The following is a 20,951-nucleotide window of genomic DNA, read 5'->3' as shown; positions in this document are numbered from 1 at the left end:
GCTTTTTGTATTTGTAGCGTACTAATTTAACTCAACGTGCTCATGATGGTGAGAATGGGCATGCAAATGATCATTCTCATCACGGCATGGCTCTCCCGGTAGTTCAAACTCTACGGTTGTATGTGCAAGCGTAAATGGCGCAAGACGTCTATGCACCTCAGCTTTTAACTGACGTAACTTTTCATTGTCGATAGAACAATTAATGACGATATGAGCGGTCAGCACATGTTGTTCACCATCCAAAGACCAAAAGTGTAAATGGTGAAGTTCTTCAACATGCTCCATAGACAGCAACGCTCGGCTAATAGCCTTTTGTGTAGAAACATCGGGCACACCTTGTAAGAACAAGGACATTGTCTGCACAACGTATCTCACTACGTTTATCAATATAAAAAGGGTAAAACCTATCGATAATATTGGGTCGAGTATAGGCCACTCTACAAAATGAAGTACAATGGCAACAACAAGCACCGCCACCCACCCCATCGCATCTTCAATTAAGTGCCAGTTAAGCACTTTCTCATTCATTGTATGGCCGCCATGAAGTTTATAGGCCGCGAAGCCGTTTACCATAATTCCCAATATAGCAAGCCCTATCATGCCTTCTGTTACAGGCATCTCTGGGTTGTAGAGACGGGGAATTGCCTCAGACATCACCCAAATTGAACCAAGCACTAAAATGAGACCGTTAATCATCGCTCCCATTAAACTTAGCCGTTTAAAGCCATAGGTATACTTTTCGGTGGAGGCTTTATGGCCTAGTTTACTCAAGTACCAGGCTAACCCAATTGAGAGGGAATCACCTAGGTCATGAACAGCGTCTGCCATTATGGCCACACTATTAGTAAGCCAACCACCTATAAATTCAATAATGGTGAAGATAAAGTTAAGCCAAAAAGCCCATCCGATACGCGCGGAATCTTCCCCAGAGGACGTCATATCAGCATGATGATGGTGGTGATTATGCATGGGCTATGCTCATTTTGATCTTTAGGGAAAGCTTATCGTGAAGTATGATGCGGTGCGAGCAAAATAATGAGAACACCTTATTAACAACCATGTCTTTTCATTTGTAAATGCTGAGTGAATCGTCAAATCCATCATTTTAAAAACATTAATTAAATACATTTAAACCATTGATTAAAATAATTTTTATAAAATACCCGCGATAAATAATCATTCTACTAAATGTTAATTTTTTGAGAACAGTATTGATCTTTACGTGTCAGTGGCTTAATGTAATGTAAGCGCTTTCAAACAGCCATTTTTATTTGAACTATTTTGTAAGCGCTTACACAAGCTTTTTACGTGGTATTTGCCACAACATAAAAACCCAATTTCTTTTGATCAGGGCTGAAAACAATGACTAAAAAAGCATCTCAACTCTCGCGGATAGCAGCCGCGATCTCAGTCACAACCCTATTTGGCTGTGGAGGTGGAGCAACAACCTCTACGGATATCGACGTTGTTGACGCAACGGTTCCCGTTACCGACTGGGAGCTTGTTTGGAGCGACGAGTTCGATGGAACCAGTATTGACGATGATAACTGGACCCACGAAGTAAACTGCGACGGTGGCGGTAACAATGAGGCCCAATGCTATACAGACAGTGAAGACAACTCATTTGTGTCTGATGGAAGCCTAAAAATTGTTGCGCTGCCTGCCGAAGAAGGTGCACCTAAACCCTATACGTCAGCCCGATTAATTACTCAGTACAAAGCCGATTTCAAATACGGTCGTTTTGAAATGCGCGCTAAGCTACCAGAAGGTCAAGGTAGCTGGCCTGCATTTTGGATGATGCCTACTGATTCTGTATATGGCGGTTGGCCTCGCTCTGGTGAAATCGACATTATGGAAGCGGTAAACCTGAAAGCAGCAGACGCAGAAGGTAACCCTGAAAACCACATTTATGGCACCCTTCACTATGGTCAAGAATGGCCAAACAATGATAGTTCTGGTCAAGCTTATTCTCTTCCCGATGGTGCCAACCCGGCTGATGATTTCCATACCTACGCCATAGAATGGCAGGAAGGTGAAATTCGCTGGTACATGGACGGCTATTTGTACGCTACTCAGCGTCGTTCTGAAGTGCGCTATAACGCAAACGGTGATGCAACAGGTCTTTCACATCGCGGATGGTATACCGAGTACTTCGACCAAATTACCGGTGAACTTGAAACCCAATGGAATAATGCCCCTTACGATCAAGAGTTTTTCATGATCCTTAACTTCGCTGTGGGCGGAAGCTGGCCTGAAGCAGTTAACGAAACAGGTATAGATGCTGATGCTTTCGTAGACGGTCAAACTTTCGAAATTGACTACGTGCGCGTTTATGAGTGTGCGTCAAACCCCGAAACAGGTAAAGGTTGTGAAACGGTGCGCCCTGGTTACGACAGTGTAGATGATGCATTAGTTGAAGGCGCAGCTCCCATCCCGTCACCGCCTTCTACCGGCATTCCACAAGACTTGACTATTTTTGGTGGTACGCCCAACCCAAACTGGGCAGCGTGGGATTGCTGTGGTGGCTCTACCCCAGCGCTAGTTGAAGATGCGGGACAAGGCCAAGTTTATGAATTTACCTTTGGCGCAGAGCCTACGGTAGTCGGTTTTATCAGCCGCGATGCGTTTCTTACTGACCCAGAAGGTGAAGCCTCTCCATTTGATGCATCTCCCCTTGAAGGCATTGGTAGCTTAAAATTTGATTTAAAACTTGTTTCTGCACCTAATAACGCTGAAGCAAACTGGAACCTGAAAGTTGAAAGTACAGAAGCAACCACTGATGCATCTTTCTCACTGATGAGCGGCTACGTTGGCCCATCAGAGACTGCACCTGCTACACCGCAAGTGGGCGTATGGGAAAGCTATCAATTTCCTATCAGTATGCTCGCTGAAGCAGAGCTAGATACTAGTGCCATTGATACCATCATGATTTTCCCTGACTGGGGTGCTGGTGAAGGTGCCGTTTACCAAATTACTAATGTAGAGATTTCACAGGATGGTGCGGTCGCATACCCTGAGCTAACTATTTTTGAAGATGGTCAAAACCCTGACTGGCCTATGTGGGACTGCTGTGGTGGTTCAACGCCTACTGAAGAAATGGATGACGAAGAGCACGGCTTGACGGCGGAATTCCGTATTGGCGCAGAACCAACCGTAATGGGCTTTAATACTCGTTCTGCTGTTGGTGGTGGTGATACCCCATTTGATGCCACAGCCCTAACTGACGGTGGTTTACTACAGTTTGAAATGCGTGTGTTAAGCACTCCAAACAACCCAGATTCAACATGGCTATTTAAAGTTGAGTCTAACGATGCATCAACTGCTGTAGAACTTTCGCTGGCAGACAGTGTTGAAGGTCAAGCTCCTGTTGAAGGTGAGTGGCAGACATATACGTTCCCTATTTCAGATTTGCAGGCCCGTGGTTTAGATGTTAGCGCCATTGACGTCATCATGGTGTTCCCTGCTTGGAGCACTGGTGAAGGCGCCGTGTATCGACTGGACAACGTAAAAATATATCACCCGGACAGTGGTCAAGACGCGCCTTCAGCGTCTGGTATTACCTTGTTTGCAGACACTGCGGCAGATCAGTGGAGTATTTGGGATTGCTGCGGTGGCTCAACCCCAACAGAAGAAGTAGATGATGCCGACCACGGCACTGTAGCTGAGTTCCGAATTGGCGCAACGCCAACGGTAATGGGCATCATTGCTGATGATGGTCACTCTTACGATGCGTCAGCACTACTAACTGATGGTGCAGTGCGATTCGAAATGAAAGTAAGCGCTTTGCCTAACAATGCCTCAGCGCCCTGGTTATTCAAAATTGAATCTATAGACGTGTCATCAGCGGTAGAACTACCCATTTCAGATAGCCTTGAAGGTTCAGACCCGGTTGAAGGCGAATGGCAGACCTATACCTTTCCGCTACAGACTCTTTACGATGCGGGCTTAGATATCAGCGCAATTAACGTCATCATGATGTTCCCGGCTTGGGGTTCAGGTGAAGGCGCAGTGTACCGCATTGATAATGTTGAAATTGCAGCGCAATAACAAAGCATGTGTTGCCTAAGCGGTGCTTAGGCAACATACAAAATTGATAAGAATTAGTAGGGCAATTATGAAAAACACATCTTTTAAAAAGACCCAGCTTGCCACATCAATGGCTTTGTTGATGGGCTCTTCTCTTGTGCTACCCACATACGCTCAAGAAGCAGAAACAGCAACGCCAGCAGAAGGCGAAGTAGAAGTTATTCAAGTTAGCGGTATTCGCGGCAGTATGATCCGCTCAATGGACTTAAAGCGCAGTTCAAGTGGTGTAGTAGACGCCATATCAGCTGAAGAGCTAGGCAAATTTCCTGATACAAACCTAGCCGAAGCACTGCAACGCATTACCGGTGTAACCATTAGCCGTAATAACGGTGAAGGTAGCCAAATTACTGTTCGTGGTTTTGGTCCTGAGTTCAACCTGGTAACCCTAAACGGTCGCCAAATGCCGGGGACCGGTTTTACCCGTTCGTTTGACCTTGCCAACCTTTCATCTGAAGGCGTAAGCACGCTAGAGCTTCAAAAAACTGCCCGTGCCGAAAACCCGAGTGGCGGTTTAGGTGCTACGGTAAATATCATTACCATGAAGCCGCTTGCCCAGTCAGGGCAAAACGCTACTATTTCGGTGAAAGGTATTTACGATACGTCTAATGAAGCTGGTGACGATGTAACCCCAGAAATCGCAGGTGTTTACACCAATACCTTTGCGGACGACATGTTCGGGTTCGGCGTTTCATTCTCTCACCAAGAGCGTGATTTCCAACAACAAGCCGCTAGCATCCAAGGTTGGGTACTTCAAGAGAATGACGACCTTCCTCAAAATATAGACCCAAGCAATGTTGTCGATAACCGTACGAATATTACGGATGCTGCATTCTTCCCAAGAGACATGAACTACGGCATTAATGATGTACAGCGTGAACGTTCAAATGGTCAAGTTACCTTCCAGTTCCGCCCTGTAGATGAGTTCACCGCGACCATAGACTACACCGCGTCTCGTGCAACAACAGGTACTAACACTGTGGGCTGGGGTATATGGAATAACTTTGGCGCTAACATCAATGCCTACGAGCTTGATGAGAACGGCACAGCTGTTTATGCAGATATCAGCGGCGATGACGGCTCGTTTACCGCAAGCCGCAATACCACTCGCGTTGACGCACGCTCACTGGGCGTAAACTTAGACTGGATGGTAAATGACGATTGGCATTTCCGTTTGGATTACCATGACTCTTACAACAAAACCGACAATGGTTATGACGAAGGGTTGGGTAGCGCTGGGCAGATCATTCTTGGTTCAAATCAGTTAGAGTCTAAAGTTTATGACTACCGTGAAGGTGAAATCCCTCAAGTCTATGTAAACTGGAATAACGGTACTAATGAAATTATGCCGGGTGAAATAGACTCTAACTTTAGCCAGTTTATCTATTCGCCAGGACGTTCTGACATTGAGCAGCTGCAGTTAGACGGGACCTGGTATAACTCAGCGTGGGACATCCCGCTAGTCAAAATTGATTTCGGTGTGGCTCGCACAGAACAGTCTCTATCTGGCTTCACTGCTTGGAGCGGACTACGTGGTGGACCTGGCTTTAGCCCGTCGTTCACTGAAATCTTCCCAGACAGTATGTTTGTTCGCAACGACACCTCAGGCTTCTTAGACGCCTTTGACGGCGGCGGTGCAAGTATGAACCCAGGCTATTACTACACCTTTGACTTTGATGAAGCCATTGCCCGTCAGCTTCAATTCATCACTGCCGACGTTGTGGGTGAAAGCAATGCGTATTCTATTGACCCATATTTCAGCGGCGATCCTTCGGTAAGCAATGTAGAAGAGACCACCGACTCTATATACGTGCAGACCGAGTGGGATTTTGAAGTTAGCGATTACTATGTTCAGGTTAACGCTGGCCTTCGCTACGAAGAAACTGAGGTACCTAGCACAGCTGAAGTTCGTGTTCCTATTCAGGTGAATTGGGTTTCTGCTGGTGAGTGGATCACTGTTTTCCAAGAGGGCGTTGAAGAGCAGGACTTTACCGGTAAGTATGATGTTCTGCTTCCAATGTTCGACGTGAAAGTCGATGTGACGGACGATATTGTAGCCCGCTTCTCATGGGGTAAATCGATTACTCGTGCACCTATCGGCTTTTTGCAAGGCGGACGTTCGTTTAGCGGAAGCCCTAAAATTGGTTCTAGAACCGTGTCTGAAGGCAGTACCGACCTTAAGCCTTATGAGTCAACTAACTTAGATCTATCTTTCGAGTGGTACTACGACGAAGCAAGCTATGCGTCAGTCGGCCTCTTCAGAAAGTCGGTTAAAAACTACATCGATACGCAAGGTGCACTTGAAACCTTTGACGGTCTGAACGACATTTATCAAGGGCCAAGATGGCAAGAAGCGGTATCAGCGCTTCAAGCAGAAGGTATTCAAGCCACTGACAGCAACATTTACGATTACTTCTTGTCGGCAGGTTACGCCAACGCTGAAGGCGTAGTTGAGCCGAATTCAGACGACCCGCTTATCGAGTGGAACGTGGTGAAGCCTCGTAATCTTAGTGACTCTAGAACAGTTGAAGGTATCGAGCTTGCTGTTCAACATACGTTTGGTGAAACAGGCTTTGGTTTTGGCGCTAACGCAACGCTTGTTGACGGTGATGTAAAATATGACCCGTACGACCTTGAACAGCAAAACCCGCTAGTAGGTATCAGTGATTCTGCCAACTTCCAGGTGTTCTACGAAAAAGAAGGCCTGTCAGTTAAAGTAACCTACGCATGGCGTTCAGATTATCTTGTTGGTATTGGTCAAGCGCAGGGCTCGGCGGATAACCCAGCCACTCAGTTCGACACCTTTGGTCAGGTTGACGCCAGCATCAATTACGATGTTAATGAGCACCTAACGGTATTCCTAGAAGGTGTAAACATCAACGACGAAACCGAGCGTGGTTACGGCCGATTTGAAGAGCAGTTCTTATTTGCTCGCCAATACGGCCCTCGCTATACGCTAGGTGCTAGATATACTTTTTAATCCGTATATCTAATTAAGTTGAAAGGCTACAACATCGTTGTGGCCTTTTTTGTTGAATACTCGCTAGAACTTTGTGTATTATCAGTGCCGCTAGCAAATTTAGCGAATAATTAAAATAATAAATTTACGGATTAGTAAAGCACTTCATGGAAGGAATTAAACGTTTCCTTGTAGTTTCCATATTTGTTTTGTCGCAGCTTTTTTCTTTTGCTAGCGCCCAGACACTAATAGAAGCCGCATCACAACACCCAACATGGCTATCATTGTTGCATTATGAGAAGCCACTAGTTGGTACAGCATCTTCAGCCATAAAATCAGCGAATTTTTTCTATTCAAAAAAAGGCTCAATTGATGCTCATGCTGAATTAAAAGCCACCCTTTACGCCTTTCAAAACTCTCCAAGTGAGCAATGTAAGTTCCCAGCTAGATCATTGTTTATCTCTAAGTACGTTCAACCACTAGCTAAAGTAAAATGTGCGCAATTCGATACCTTCTTATCGAACATCAATGCAACTGACATGAGCTTAATATACGCGTCCGGATATCTAGGAAATCCAGCCAGCATGTATGGTCATGTATTTTTGAAGTTTAATAATACTGAGCAAAGTGAACTACTAGATAATACATATAATTACGGTGCCCGTTATCCTGAAAACGAACACCCTATTGCTTATATTTTTAACGGTATATTTGGCGGGTATGATGGCTATTTTGCGAACCAGAAATACCATCATCAAACACTAACTTATACTGAAAGTGAGCTTAGAGATTTGTGGGAATATTCTCTTTCGCTAAGTACTAGAGAAATTACATTTTTATTAGCGCATCTTTGGGAACTAGAGCAAGTCCCAATGACCTATTATTTCTTCAAACAGAATTGTGCGTATCAAATTGCTAAGCTTCTCACCATTGCTACCAATCGATCTTATTTGCCAAAGACTAAGCCATGGGTAATGCCATTCGACATTGTCACCACAATTAAAGAAAACCATCCTAGCCTTATTAAATCGGTTAAATACCACCCGTCTAGGCAAGAGGCACTGTATACACGGTTCGCACAGTTAACTAACAAAGAGCAGGCGGCACTGACAGAAGCATTAAAAGCTGATGAAATTTCACTTTACTCACTTACAGAAATACTTGCTCCTCTAAACGAAGAGCAAAAAAAGCGTGTTATAGATACAGCATTCGACTACTTTTCATATTTTACACAAACGCAAGATGACGATGAACTTTCCGCTTCACAACGAAAAAGGAAAGTGTTTGTAGATTCACGCTTTAGATTATCTCCAGGAAAAAGCAATTTTTCTCCGATAGAACTTACGCCACCTCACGATGCTCAAGATACAACGCTTATACAAATGGGAGTAGTTCACAATAACAGCTCAGGTACCCGGGCCAGTGTAAGGTTTAGAGCAAATTATTATGATTTACTTACGATTAATCCAGCGCGAATACCATTTTCGGAACTCTCAACTTTTGATGTGAAATTATATGTCGATGGCGAAGCTCGGATTAATCTTACTGAGCTAACCGCTCTACGCATAACTAACTTGAATGCGGCCACTACTGGTCTTCCTGGCGACAACAAATTGGCGTGGAAACTAGCGACAGGTTACCGTGAATTGTCTTCAAAAAACGATGACGGTTCTTTGTATATTGACGGGCTTGTCGGTAAGAGCTATTCACCTAGAACAGGTGTTGCACTATATGGCGGTTTCTCTACAACCGCTTTAAGTAAGAACAACCTTGGCGGCTACCTAGCGGTAGGGGCTGAGTTTGGTGGCGTTACTCATATTTCGCCACAATATGCTATGTCCTTTAGCGTGGGACATCAGAGGTATGTCAATGCACCTGACCAGAAGCGCACCTACGCAATGTGGGAGCAACGCTTTTTTAACAATCAACAATTTGATGTCAGGGCATTGTTACGCTATGACGAAGAGTTCGAATATTCGGTTTCTTTGTCACACTATTTTTAATAAAACAATAAAACCAAAACGGAGTTTTAAAAATGAGAAAGATTGTATCTATTGCACTAGCAGTTGCAGCACTATCTTCAAATGCTTTTGCGCAAGACAATGTAGAAGGCGTAAACCCTTGGAAACACTGTGGTATTGGCGCGGCAATTTTTGATGACAACGGCACAGCTGCTGCACTTTCTAACGTCATATGGGACCTTGGTACTACAGCTATTTCTTCTAAGGTATCTTCTGAAGATTCTTGTAACGGAAAGCGCACTAAAGTTGCGATGTTTATTCAAGACAACTTTGACGCGGTTCTTGAGCAAACTGCAATGGGTGAAGGCGAGCACGTAAATGCAATGCTGGAAATCCTAGAAGTGAATGAAGAGAGTAAAGCTGATGTTGTAGCTGCGATCCGCACTTCTGTTGATGCACAGACACAGCCAGAAGCATACTACAACGCAGTTATTGCTGCGATTTAATAGCTATAAAACAAACGTCGCCAGTGTTTAAACTAGCGACGTTCATCAAATATTAGTATTGACGCCTAAACTTCCGTCAGTTCTGACAGCTTATACTCGCTGATTTTGCTGCACTTGGCGTAAACTGAATATCTGCCACACTCACACTCGCCTTACCTGAGCTGCCTAGTTCAAACGGTACGACAAGACCAGTGAAGTCAATGCCCTCGTCAACAAAGCACTGCAGGTCAATGCTCACGTTTGTCCATGTATCAGCAGGCATTGCTTTAAGCTGCTCGCTAATATCAATCTGCGTTGAACAGCTGCCCGCAGCATCCCCTTCGCCCTCACAGTTCATGCCCACGGTAACAGGCGCATTAATATCTGAGTGACGGCTAACGTTAAAGCTTAACGCACCGTCATTAAGTAGCTGTGCGCTTAAATCTTCGCGGAAGAAGCTCTTGCTCGCAAAACGCATTGCTGCAAATTCAGAACCATCAAAGGTAACTTTTCGCGCATCTTCTTGCACTACTTTATCCACAGTGCGGTAGGACAGCGCACCAACGGTGTGAGTGCTTGCGTTCACTGGTAGGGTTTCATCACCTGAATACAGCCATAGTACCCACGGTAACTGCACGGCACCATTTAGAATTTCCATCGGCTTGTTGCTGTCAGTGCTCACCTTGATTTCAGTGTTTAACGTATCGCTTAATACATTCTCATCGCTAAAAGTTAAACCAAAACCATAAGGTAAGAGCGGCTCGTAACTCTCATCGCCTTTGTTAACAATCTGCTGAGGCTCTGACGGCCAAGAGAAAGATAGCTTTCCTTTAAAGTCTTGCTCACCAAACAGCACGTCCGCTACCGCAGCACCTTCGGAGCCCGGCAACCAAGCAGCAACAAAAGCGTCAGACGCATTGAGCTCAGCATTTACCCACATTGGGCGACCGCTGATAAATACAGATACTACTGGAATACCTTGCGACTTCAGCTTTTCAAGTAGCGCTAAGTCTTTCTTATTGCCGTACTGATAGATAAGCGTTTCTCTATCGCCGTGGCCTTCTGCGTAAGGTTCTTCACCGAACACGACAATGGCAACATCTGGCTTAGTTTCAAAATCGCCCTCAACAGAAAGCTGAACCTTACCACCTGCATTTTCGACATGCTCTTTGATACCGTCGTATATAGAGCTACCTCCAGGAAAGTCGTCATTAGTATTATTGGTGCCTTGCCACGTAATACTCCAGCCACCGGACTGCTTGCCAATATTGTCGGCTCCATCACCGGCCACTAATATGCTTTTATTTGCAGAAAGAGGCAGAGTTTTATCTTTGTTTTTCAGCAGTACAAGTGACTCACGTACCGCTTGCGCTGCTACTTCACGATGTTCAGCTTTGCCAATTAATGAACGGTTACCTGAAAGTGGTCGATTTGCTGGGCTAGGCTTATCGAAAAGGCCCGCTCGTACTTTCACACGAAGAATGCGGCTCACTGCATCATCGATACGCGTCATCGCGATAGTGCCATCTTTTACTTGAGCGAGGGTGTTGTCATACAGTACCTTCCAATCATTAGGTACCATGAAAATATCCAGACCCGCGTTGATAGCTTGCGCGCAGTCTTCATTATTACAGTCTTTAACCTGCCCGTGGCCGTTCCAATCGCCTACTACGAAGCCGTCAAAACCCATTTGGTCTTTAAGTACATCATTTAGTAAATACTTGTGACCGTGCAATTTATCGCCGTTCCAGCTGTTGAACGACGCCATGACAGACTGCGCACCAGCGGTCAATCCGCCTACATAACCTTGGGCATGTATATCGAACAGCTCTTGTTCGCTAGCTACGTTGTCACCTTGGTCGTCTCCACCTACGGTACCACCGTCACCTACAAAGTGTTTTACTGTGCTGATTACACGCTGATCGCTTAAGAAGTCTTTGTCAGCCGCGCCTTGAAGACCTTTAACCACCGAAGCGGCATATTCTCTTACAATCGCTGGATCTTCAGAGTAGCTCTCATAGGTTCTACCCCAACGGTCGTCACGTACCACAGCAACTGTTGGCGCAAATACCCAATCAATGCCCGTCGCCATCACTTCTTTCGCTGTAATGTGAGCTATTTTCTCTACTAGCTCAGGGTTGTTTGCCGCACCTAAACCTATGTTATGGGGAAATAGAGTCGCCCCGATAACGTTGTTATGACCGTGAACGGCATCTGTTCCCCACATTGTCGGGATTGTCGAGCCATCGATGCTGTCGTCAACGGAAGCTTGATAGAGCTTTTCGGCAAGTTCCACCCAATCTTCGGGAGTTGCATGCTTGTCATTATTCGGGAACGCGCCACCACCATTGAGGTAAGAGCCAAATCCATACTTACGCATGTCTTCAACAGTAATATTGCGAATTTCAGGTTGAATCATTTGCGCAATTTTCTGTTCAAGCGTCATGGTAGATAAAATATCTTCTACCTTTTTTTCTACCGCAGGGTCTGTCTTTACTTCGATATCTAGCTTAGGCCATATCTCACTGGCTTTATTCGTTTTTTCTACGGCACTGTTAACTGAAGAAGCGTCTTCATCGGATGCACAAGCGCTAACTAAGACACTGACCAATGCACCTGCAACAACCTTCGCGATTAGACTTTTTCGCATTATTAATCCTCGTTACTTTTCAGTGGTTTGAAATTTAGATACGCGACTGCCTACAAGGCCATAATAAGCGATGTAAAGATAGCACGAAGCGGGTAATAGGAATGAAAGCGTAACCCCAATCGAGTCGGCCAGCATACCTTGAAAGAGTGGAACGATAGCACCGCCCACTATAGCCAGGCACAAAATACCTGAACCTTGCGGCGTGTCCTTACCTAGTTGCTGTAGTGCAAGACTGAAAATGGTAGGGAACATAATTGAGTTAAATAAACCTACGCCTAATATACTCCAAAGTGCTAAGTCACCCGTACTTGAAAGCGATAGCAAAATAAGACCAATTGCTATACAAGCATTAAAGGCCAATACATAACCACCAGAGATTTTTTGCATGACTACAGCACCGATAAAGCGCCCTACCATGGCTCCACCCCAGTAATACGCCAGCAGTTTTGCCGCGCCAGCTTCAGTTAGGCCGCCCACCGCAGGGCTGGCCAAGTAGTTAACTAGCATACTACCAATGGCAACTTCAGCACCTACGTACATAAATATACCCACCGCACCTAATACAAGGTGTTTGTGGTGCCATGCGCCGCCTTTAAATACACCTGCACTTGCGCCTGTGTGATTAAGCTTAGGTAGCTTTAGATACATAAAAATTAGCGCAAGTAGCAGTAACGATGCCGCTAGTATTAAGTATGGTACCTGCACGTCTGAGGCGCTCGGCGTGCCGCCACCGTGCTCACCTGTGGCGCCATAAATAAGGTAAGAGCCAAAGAATGGCGCTACAGTGGTACCAAAAGCGTTAAACGCTTGAGTCATAGTAAGCCGTGACGACGCCGTTTTAGGGTCGCCAAGGGCTGTTACGTAAGGATTAGCCGATACTTGCAGTACAGTTATTCCAGAAGCTAAAACGAAAAGCGCTAAGAGAAAGATTCCATATATCTGGCTTGAAGCAGCTGGGAAAAATAGCAAGCACCCTACACATGCTATCGCTAAGCCAAGCACAATGCCTTTTTGATAACCAATGCGCGACACAACCATACCTGCTGGTAACGATACGATGAAGTAAGCGCTAAAGAAGCAGAATTGAACCAACATTGCTTGGGTAAAGCTAAGGTTAAAAGCCCCTTTTAGGTAGGGAATAAGAATGTCGTTCAGACAGGTAATAAACCCCCACATGAAAAACAACGTGGTAAGTGAGATTAACGCAAAACGGTAACCACCGTTTGCCCCTTGCTCTTGGGCGGATGAAATATTCGGCTGCACTGGTGTGTCCACAAGTAACCTCTGTTGCTATTTTTCGAATTAATGATAAATTTACATTTGAAAGCGCTTACATGTTACTACGAAATATTTTGTAAGCGCTTACATTGAGTAGATATTACATGAAGCGTTATCGAATTCAATGTAAATATGATGTTATTTGCTTAGCGATTAGCAAAGCAAATATGACGAAATTGTTATTGCTAGGACATTTTTACGATGAAAGACATTAACCTTCCATCCAATTCTATGATGCTTTCTAGAGACTTTCTGTTTGGTGTAGCAACATCAAGCTTTCAAATAGAAGGTGACAGAAAAGGAAGGTTGGACTGCATTTGGGACGCCTTCTGTGAAAAAAGCGGAGCTATTTCAGATGCAACTAACGGTGATGTAGCTTGCGATCACGTTGCGCTTTGGAAGGAAGATGTAGCGCTTATCGATACATTGGGTGTAGATGCCTATCGACTGTCTATCTCTTGGCCTCGCGTCATGTTGCAAGACGGCACCGTTAATGAAGTCGGTATGCAATTTTACGTCAACCTAGTTAACGAAGTCGTTAAACGCGGCATGAAAGTGTTCGTTACACTTTATCACTGGGATTTACCGCAGTATCTTGAAGACAATGGCGGCTGGTTAAACCGCGATACCGCCTACGCATTTGAAAAATACGCAGAAGCTGTGGCAAAAGCATTGGGCGAGAAAGTTTATTCTTACGCTACGTTAAACGAGCCATTTTGCTCTGCTTATTTAGGCTATGAAGCCGGTATACATGCGCCTGGAAAAACAGGCATGGGCAACGGGCGTAAAGCAGCGCATCACCTGCTGCTTGCACATGGGTTAGCATTAAAAGTAATCAACCACCACTGCCCGAATAGCCAAAACGGTATTGTGCTTAACTTTAGCAATTGCCATACAACAACGAATTCTAGCGAAGATAATCGCGCTGCTGAGCTGGCCGACGACTACCATAATCAGTGGTATTTAAAGCCGATTATAGAAGGCAAATACCCTGACGTTATCGACATGCTCGATAATAGTAGTAAACCAGAAATACTTGAGGGTGATATGGATATTATTTCTCAACCTATCGATTATTTGGGTATTAATTTTTACACCCGCACCCTGTATCAAAGTGATGGTAACGGTTGGTTCGAGATTGTTCCACCAGTAACAAACAAGCTAACCGCTATGGGCTGGGAAATTACCCCTGATGCATTTACCGAACTGCTGGTTGATCTCAACGAGCGCTATGACTTACCGCCCATTTACATTACAGAAAACGGTGCGGCAATGGACGATGTCCTTAATAACGGTGAAGTTTTAGATGATACGCGTACGGCTTATTTTCACACTCACTTAAATGCCGTAAACCAAGCTATGGAAAAGGGCGTGGACATTCGCGGGTATTTTGCATGGAGCCTGATGGACAACTTTGAGTGGGCGCTGGGTTATTCAAAGCGTTTCGGTATTGTTTATGTTGACTACGAAACACAAAAACGCACCTTAAAACAAAGTGCTTTAGCATATTCAAAACTGGTGAAGAGTCGTATAAATGGGTACATTAGCGGTACTAAATAAGGACAATTACTAGAAACCGTATGGCAACAATTTACCAAGTATCAGAAGCAGCTGGTGTATCGCTGGCTACCGTCTCTCGCGTTATGAATGGAAACGCGAAAGTAAGCGAACGCACCCGTAAAAAAGTAGAGGACGCTATGGCATCGCTGGGTTATCAGCCCAACGCCATTGCCCAATCTCTGGCATCAAACCGCACCAACAGCGTAGGTTTGCTGGTTTCCGAGTTGCATGGTTCATACTTTGGTGACTTGATGAGCACGGTTGAGCATGTGCTAAAAGAAAACGGTAAACATGTAATTATCACAGCGGGTCACGTTGATGAAGAGCGTGAACACGAAGCCATAGAATTCTTGAAAAGCCGCCGTTGTGATGCGCTTATCTTACACGCTGAGGCCGTATCTGACGACTACTTGAAAAAGCTCGTCGAGAGTAAAGTTCCGGTTGTAGTGATAAACCGGAAAGTAGACGAGCTTGATCAAAATTGCTTTGTTGTAGACAACGTAAAAGGCGGTTACTTAGCAACAAAAGCGGCCATTGACGCAGGTCATACTAAAATTGCTTACATTAGCGGTCCGCTATTTAAAAAAGATGCGAGCGACCGTCTTGCAGGTCACAAGAAAGCTCTTGAAGAAGCCGGGCTCACATTTGACAACAAAAGCTTGTTCGAAGGTGACTTCCATGAGTCTACGGGGCAGGAAGGGATGCAGCACCTTCAAGCGACCTTCCCAGACTTCACCGCGCTTGTGTGCGCAAACGATGAAATGGCCTCTGGCGCAATGACGGCGGCACGAGAAGCTGGGTTTGATATCCCAAATCAGCTTTCCATTGTTGGTTTCGATAACGTGCTATTTTCGCGCTATCTCTATCCTAAACTAACAACAATTAATAACCCTATTCACGCTATGGGAGAAATGGCCGCTTATTGGGTACTTGAACATGTTTATGACATTAAAAGTCCTATCCCAATTGAGCACTTATTTGTTCCAGAAGTTGTTGATAGGGACACATTAGGCAACTTATAAAATGAATAAAGCCCTGTCTCCTTCGCTATACTACACGCTCATTGTTTCCCTTGGTGGGTTCATATTTGGTTTTGATGCCAGCGTAATAGCCGGAGCCAATGGCTTTATTGACGCAGAGTTTAACCTAAGTGATTGGCAGCAAGGTTTTGTAGTCAGCTCACCCACGTTGGGCGCACTTGTTGCCATGCTTTTTGCGGGCGGCATAAGCGATGCTATCGGCAGACGAAAAGCCCTCATTCTTGTCGCTTTCCTGTATTTACTTTCATCCATAGGCTCTGCCCTCGCCCCTAATTTCGAACTGCTAGTGCTTGCTCGGTTTATTGGCGGCATAGCATTTTGCTCGCTAATCATTGCCCCACTATATATTTCAGAGATTAGCTCACCACAAAACCGTGGAAAAATGGTATCGGTGAATCAACTCAACATTGTGTTTGGTTTCGCCCTGTCCTATTTCACTAACTACTACTTGCTGCAGCTTAGCGGCAGTGGAGCAGCTTGGGTTACCGATTGGGGTTTAGACGCTCATCTATGGCGCTACATGCTAGGTCTTGAAGTCATTCCAGCCGCACTGTGGTTTGGCCTGCTATTTACTATCCCACGCAGCCCTCGATGGTTGGTATTAAAAGGTAGGCAAGAAGAAGCAGAGCAGGTGATAAACCGCCTTTTCGATAAGACGCAAGCCCATGCCTTGGTTAAGGATATTGCATCTTCGCTTAATGAGAAGTCTTGGTCACTACGTGAGCGCCTTGGCTTTTTAAAAGCCAAAGCTATGCGTTTTCCTTTGATGGTGGGAATCATTATTGCCATTGCACAGCAAATTACCGGCATCAACGTTATCTTTTTCTATGCACCCACTATTTTTGAACAAAGCGGTGTAGGTACCAACGCCGCTTTCATGCAGGCGGTTTGGATTGGCGTGGTGAATGTGGCTTTCACTGTAGTGGCTATGCTGACAATTGATAAGTGGGGCAGAAAGCCCTTGCTGTTAATAGGTCTCTCTGGGGTAGTGATAAGTATGGCTATATGCACCTATGGGTTTAAACAAGCCACATACCAAGTCCAGCAAGCTGCCGTTAGTACTATCCAACAAGAGACGCCCAGTGTAGCAAGTAAATTAGAGCCTCTAACAAACGATGTGTATTATTCGGACGTGGAGTTTAAACGGGCACTTAACACCGTTCTATCAAGTGAAGAGTTTGATACCTACCAGCAGCCATTGCTTACTAGTAGTATAAATATGAACGCGCCCTTGGTGCTCTTTGGCATAATTGCGTTTGTCGCCTCTTTTGCTATGTCTTTAGGCCCTGTGATGTGGGCAATGCTTGCCGAGATTTTCCCTAATCAAACTCGCGGTTTAGCTATTTCTTTGGTGGGCGTCATTAACTCATTAACCAGCTTTCTCGTTCAAATTATCTTTCCTTGGGAATTAGCAAACTTAGGCGCAGCCACAACATTTGCCATTTACGGCAGTTTTGCATTAATCAGCTTAATTTTGGTTGCTAAGCTCTTTCCTGAAACTAAGGGAAGAAGCTTAGAAGACATTACAAGAAACTTTGAACACGATGCTATGAAGTAGCACACTTTGTGTGCAACAAGGTTTTAGTATTTGCTTCGCTTAGTTGAAGGTGCGTTTTTACATTAAGTGCGTCTGGTGTTGTGTGGGATGCAACTAAAATCAATGTAGTAGCAGAAAGACTATTTAGTACCTCGCTCACCTTTTGTTGTGTGTAAGAATCCAACCCTTCAAAAGGCTCATCTACGGCAAGAACTGGTGGTTTTGCTAATATTGCGCGAGCTAATGCCAAACGTTTTTGCTCTCCACCAGATAGAGGTCTTCCAGCTTTACCTACCCAGTTCGTTAAGGGCAAAATCTCTTTCAACCCAAGCTGAGTCAACAATTCACTCATGTCATGTTGTGAAATATTGTTACCTGCAGGATCTAGGTTTAACGACACACTGCCCGACAATACAATAGGCTCCTGCTCTACATAGCGCCAGTTTGTCACCATGCCCTCTGGCATGCTTACCCCATCTATTTCACGCTGCCCTGTTGCTGGCAATAATCCAATAATTGACTGTAGTAACGATGACTTACCGCATCCTGATGCTCCCGAAATACAAACAGTACCCTTCGCCGGTAGCGACGCATTAACCATACTTGCATGACGACCCTTAGCCGAATACTGAATCAAACTAAGTGAATGTTTTATCTCTCTATCACGGTATTGCTTAATTGGCGTAGCGTTTAGTTTTTTGAGGACACCGACGCTTTGTTTGTACTGCGCAAATTTACTTACACTTAAAAAGCCAGTACTTGCCCAGTCTGGTGCCGCTAATAAGACCATAGGTACAATTATAGCGACAGGCGCAAATACAAAAGCCGAGGTCACGGGTAAAACACCGGACATAACTAAAGTAACAAATAAAAACGCTATACCCTGAAACCACCACGCTGCACTTTGTGCCTTAGCTTTTTGCGCGAGTTGATAGCGCCATACCTGGTTAGCACTCGGTATTTTGTTGCTCTTGGGGTTTGATGCTGCAGCGTCACTTTGAACCATCGATTTGTCGAGGTGCCAAATGGCACTGCGATTGAAAAAGTCGGCAGATTGCTGACGAAACTGCTTGTTTGCTTTATTGGCCTCGTTCGCAATAGTTAATGCGCCCAAGCCCTGCACTACCACAGCAGCTAACCAGGTAACAAACAGTGCCACTATAAAAAATGTTCCAGGGAGGGCGAAGTACATTGCCGTAACGCACAAGCCTGAGAATATAAATATCACGCTTGATAAAGGTGCAACCCATGCAATCCATTTACCCGCCAGCTCCTCGGTATGCTGAGCTAATGCTTCCGTGGTGTACGCCTTATCAGCAATTTGATTGTTTTCTAGCTGGCGAAAAACGAGCAAACGCTCTTTTGCAATACGTGCTAGCAAGTCGTTGTGTCCAACCCACATACTGGCATAACCTGACGCTATACGAAGAAGGGCCAATACACGAATAACCACAGCAGGTATTACATAGTTAAAACCCAATGGGGCAATAGCACTAATCGCGATAAACCACGAAGAAATAACAAGAATACTAACCCCTGCTATGCCGTGTAAAAGAGCAAGTAGTATAGTTAGATAAGCGGGTTTATCGTTACTCAAAACTTACGCTCCTTTTCTGATAGGCCGCCTTTTTTATTTACAATACTATTTACTACTTTCACTACACTAACTGCATTGCTATTGCTGCTGCCTACGTCACAATCACCTTTTTCATCACCCGATCTGCTTTTTTCATGGCTTATCGACGCTTTTTTCTCAATCGACCAAAACTGATTAAACCAATTACTTGGCAATGCTTTATGAGAGGCCCATATCAACGTTTTGCTCTCGCCTAAACGCTTAATCAACTGAGCTAGCCTATTATGTTGCTCATCGGGTAAATGCGCAGTTGGCTCGTCGAGAAGCCAGATACTTTCGTCACGCAATAGCGCTCTTGCCAGTGACAATCGTTGTGCTTCACCGCCAGAAAGTTGAGGGTAGTCTGTCATTACCGTATCAAGCCCGTAGGGCAATAGTGCTAGCCAGGTTTCAAGCTCAACATTTTGAAGAGCTTTAACTAAGGTGTCGTCAGAATAATTATCGTTAAGGCATAAGTTTTCTCGCACTGTACCTGGCGTAATAACAGGGTGCTGCGTGATCCACACTACTGACTGTTCGAATTTATGAGTTGCCGGCCTTTGACCGCTAAGCGCTTCTAGCAATAAGGTTTTCCCCGCTCCAGATTTCCCACTAAGGAGCACCTTATCGCCTTTTGAAATTTTCAAGGAGCTAGCATTTAGTAAGGCAGGTTGTACGTGCCCTCCATTAATTGAAGCAGGGTCACGCAAGTCGAACACGTTGAAGTTAGATGCATCTAGCAACCGTGACATTTCCTCAGGGTTATCGGCGCTTTGAGCATGAGATTGTAGTAGAACCGTATTGGGCACGTTTGAGTACAAGGGAGCCAGTTCTTCTTGCGCTGCTTCAGCCTGTGCTTTTTGATGATATATCTGCCCAAGTTTTCTCATTTCACTTAGTAGTAAAGGTACGGTAAGTAAAACCCATAAGCCTTGCTGCAAGGTTATAGAAGGCCCAATTTCAAGCTCACCAAGTAGCGAAAACCCAATAAATACCGCAACCAACGCCACAGCAAGCGTGGCAAAAAAGTCGAGTACGCTATTAGATAAAAACGCGACACTGACCACGCGCATGGTACGGGTATTTAAGTTTTCACTCGCTTCTTTTAGCAGAACTGTCTGTCTTTGGTGTGCCTGAAAATTTGCCAGCATAGGTAGCGCCGCTAAACGGTCTGTAAACAAGCTTCCTAGCCTTTCAAGAGCAACAAAATGTTTACGATGCAGTGCAGCCGCACCTTTTCCCACAATAATCATGAAAAGCGGTACAACAGGAAGTGTGATAAGTAACCCAAAACCAATTACCGGATTGACATAAAAAATTACGGTTAATGCTAATAAAGGCACTACAACGGCTATTGTTTGCTGAACACGATATTCCAATGCCCAATCTGTAAAAGCTTGTAGATGCTGTAACCATAGCGTTTGCCAATAATAAACTGAGTGCTGTCGAACCAAGGCATGTTGGCGGGAAACAAACACCTTACTTAACTTTTGCTCCAGCTTGTTGAGCACCGAGCCTTTCGCTTGGCACGACAAGCGATTCGCTACGCCTTGAAGCACCCAGGTTATTCCCAAGCAAACAGATAAGCCCGCTACATCACTTTGTAACGCGGGTGTTTTATTCACCACCCAGTCTTGTGCAATGTTAGAAAAGTAGTAAAAGCCAATAATTAAAGAAAAAAGCGACAAACACTTAACTACGACTTGTGACATAAGAGAACGGCGCAAGCCAAGCGTGTGCGCGCTATCCATATCCTTACACCACTGAGTAAGTGTTTGCCTGT

General features: G+C 44.9%; 12 protein-coding genes. 7 read left to right on the top strand and 5 right to left on the bottom strand.

Going from position 1 to position 20,951, the window contains the following annotated elements; translation table 11 throughout:
* Positions 1-21 precede the first annotated feature (21 nt).
* Positions 22-969 (bottom strand): cation diffusion facilitator family transporter, encoded by a 948-nt coding sequence (locus KL866_RS04975; RefSeq protein ID WP_025257419.1) that lies wholly within the window; start codon positions 967-969, stop codon positions 22-24.
* A gap of 393 nt (positions 970-1,362) precedes the next feature.
* Between KL866_RS04975 and KL866_RS04970 the strand changes: the two genes are divergently transcribed.
* From KL866_RS04970 to KL866_RS04955, 4 genes are all read left to right on the top strand, one after another.
* Positions 1,363-4,047, top strand: a complete 2,685-nt coding sequence (locus KL866_RS04970) for a glycoside hydrolase family 16 protein (protein WP_214993773.1) — start codon at positions 1,363-1,365, stop codon at positions 4,045-4,047.
* 67 nt (positions 4,048-4,114) lie between these two features.
* Positions 4,115-7,063 carry a TonB-dependent receptor gene (locus tag KL866_RS04965; protein ID WP_025257417.1) on the top strand — a complete coding sequence of 983 codons (2,949 nt, stop codon included), beginning with the start codon at positions 4,115-4,117 and terminating at the stop codon, positions 7,061-7,063.
* A gap of 146 nt (positions 7,064-7,209) precedes the next feature.
* Entirely contained in the window at positions 7,210-9,045 is a 1,836-nt protein-coding gene (locus KL866_RS04960; RefSeq protein WP_214993771.1) for a DUF4105 domain-containing protein, read from the top strand.
* A 32-nt stretch (positions 9,046-9,077) separates the two neighbouring features.
* Positions 9,078-9,509, top strand: coding sequence for a DUF3015 family protein (locus KL866_RS04955; protein WP_214993769.1), 432 nt, complete (start codon positions 9,078-9,080; stop codon positions 9,507-9,509).
* 76 nt (positions 9,510-9,585) lie between these two features.
* On the opposite strand, the gene KL866_RS04950 is transcribed toward KL866_RS04955, so the two are convergent.
* A complete protein-coding gene (locus tag KL866_RS04950; protein ID WP_214993767.1) occupies positions 9,586-12,138 on the bottom strand; it encodes an exo 1,3/1,4-beta-D-glucan glucohydrolase in 2,553 nt (850 codons plus the stop codon).
* A 12-nt stretch (positions 12,139-12,150) separates the two neighbouring features.
* On the bottom strand, positions 12,151-13,413 hold the full coding sequence (locus KL866_RS04945) for a sugar MFS transporter (RefSeq protein ID WP_025257413.1): 1,263 nt from the start codon (positions 13,411-13,413) through the stop codon (positions 12,151-12,153).
* 204 nt (positions 13,414-13,617) lie between these two features.
* Here KL866_RS04945 and KL866_RS04940 point away from each other — a divergent pair, with 204 nt between their 5' ends.
* From KL866_RS04940 to KL866_RS04930, 3 genes are read left to right on the top strand one after another with little or no spacing between them, the layout of a single operon-like run.
* Positions 13,618-14,976, top strand: coding sequence for a GH1 family beta-glucosidase (locus tag KL866_RS04940; protein ID WP_025257412.1), 1,359 nt, complete (start codon positions 13,618-13,620; stop codon positions 14,974-14,976).
* A 20-nt stretch (positions 14,977-14,996) separates the two neighbouring features.
* Positions 14,997-15,998 carry a LacI family DNA-binding transcriptional regulator gene (locus KL866_RS04935; protein WP_025257411.1) on the top strand — a complete coding sequence of 334 codons (1,002 nt, stop codon included), beginning with the start codon at positions 14,997-14,999 and terminating at the stop codon, positions 15,996-15,998.
* A gap of 1 nt (position 15,999) precedes the next feature.
* On the top strand, positions 16,000-17,574 hold the full coding sequence (locus KL866_RS04930) for a sugar porter family MFS transporter (RefSeq protein WP_025257410.1): 1,575 nt from the start codon (positions 16,000-16,002) through the stop codon (positions 17,572-17,574).
* Here KL866_RS04930 and KL866_RS04925 read toward each other — a convergent pair.
* Positions 17,564-19,150, bottom strand: a complete 1,587-nt coding sequence (locus KL866_RS04925; protein WP_214993765.1) for an ATP-binding cassette domain-containing protein — start codon at positions 19,148-19,150, stop codon at positions 17,564-17,566. The two genes, KL866_RS04930 and KL866_RS04925, sit on opposite strands and share 11 nt — an antisense overlap.
* Positions 19,147-20,919 (bottom strand): ABC transporter ATP-binding protein/permease, encoded by a 1,773-nt coding sequence (locus KL866_RS04920; RefSeq protein WP_081765866.1) that lies wholly within the window; start codon positions 20,917-20,919, stop codon positions 19,147-19,149. The genes KL866_RS04925 and KL866_RS04920 overlap by 4 nt, the downstream gene beginning before the upstream one ends.
* Positions 20,920-20,951 lie beyond the last annotated feature (32 nt).

The sequence above is a fragment of the Alteromonas sp. ALT199 genome (assembly GCF_018619335.1).
In the GTDB taxonomy this organism is placed as follows: Bacteria; Pseudomonadota; Gammaproteobacteria; order Enterobacterales; family Alteromonadaceae; genus Alteromonas.
This window is presented reverse-complemented; position numbering and strand designations above follow the sequence as displayed.

What these genes read in the sequence shown, in the direction of transcription:
- KL866_RS04930 (WP_025257410.1), top strand. Translation starts at nt 16,000, where the DNA reads ATGAATAAAGCCCTGTCTCCTTCGCTATACTACACGCTCATTGTTTCC.
- KL866_RS04975 (WP_025257419.1), bottom strand. Translation starts at nt 969, where the DNA reads ATGCATAATCACCACCATCATCATGCTGATATGACGTCCTCTGGGGAA.
- KL866_RS04955 (WP_214993769.1), top strand. Translation starts at nt 9,078, where the DNA reads ATGAGAAAGATTGTATCTATTGCACTAGCAGTTGCAGCACTATCTTCA.
- KL866_RS04950 (WP_214993767.1), bottom strand. Translation starts at nt 12,138, where the DNA reads ATGCGAAAAAGTCTAATCGCGAAGGTTGTTGCAGGTGCATTGGTCAGT.
- KL866_RS04920 (WP_081765866.1), bottom strand. Translation starts at nt 20,919, where the DNA reads ATGGATAGCGCGCACACGCTTGGCTTGCGCCGTTCTCTTATGTCACAA.
- KL866_RS04970 (WP_214993773.1), top strand. Translation starts at nt 1,363, where the DNA reads ATGACTAAAAAAGCATCTCAACTCTCGCGGATAGCAGCCGCGATCTCA.
- KL866_RS04940 (WP_025257412.1), top strand. Translation starts at nt 13,618, where the DNA reads ATGAAAGACATTAACCTTCCATCCAATTCTATGATGCTTTCTAGAGAC.
- KL866_RS04965 (WP_025257417.1), top strand. Translation starts at nt 4,115, where the DNA reads ATGAAAAACACATCTTTTAAAAAGACCCAGCTTGCCACATCAATGGCT.
- KL866_RS04960 (WP_214993771.1), top strand. Translation starts at nt 7,210, where the DNA reads ATGGAAGGAATTAAACGTTTCCTTGTAGTTTCCATATTTGTTTTGTCG.
- KL866_RS04935 (WP_025257411.1), top strand. Translation starts at nt 14,997, where the DNA reads ATGGCAACAATTTACCAAGTATCAGAAGCAGCTGGTGTATCGCTGGCT.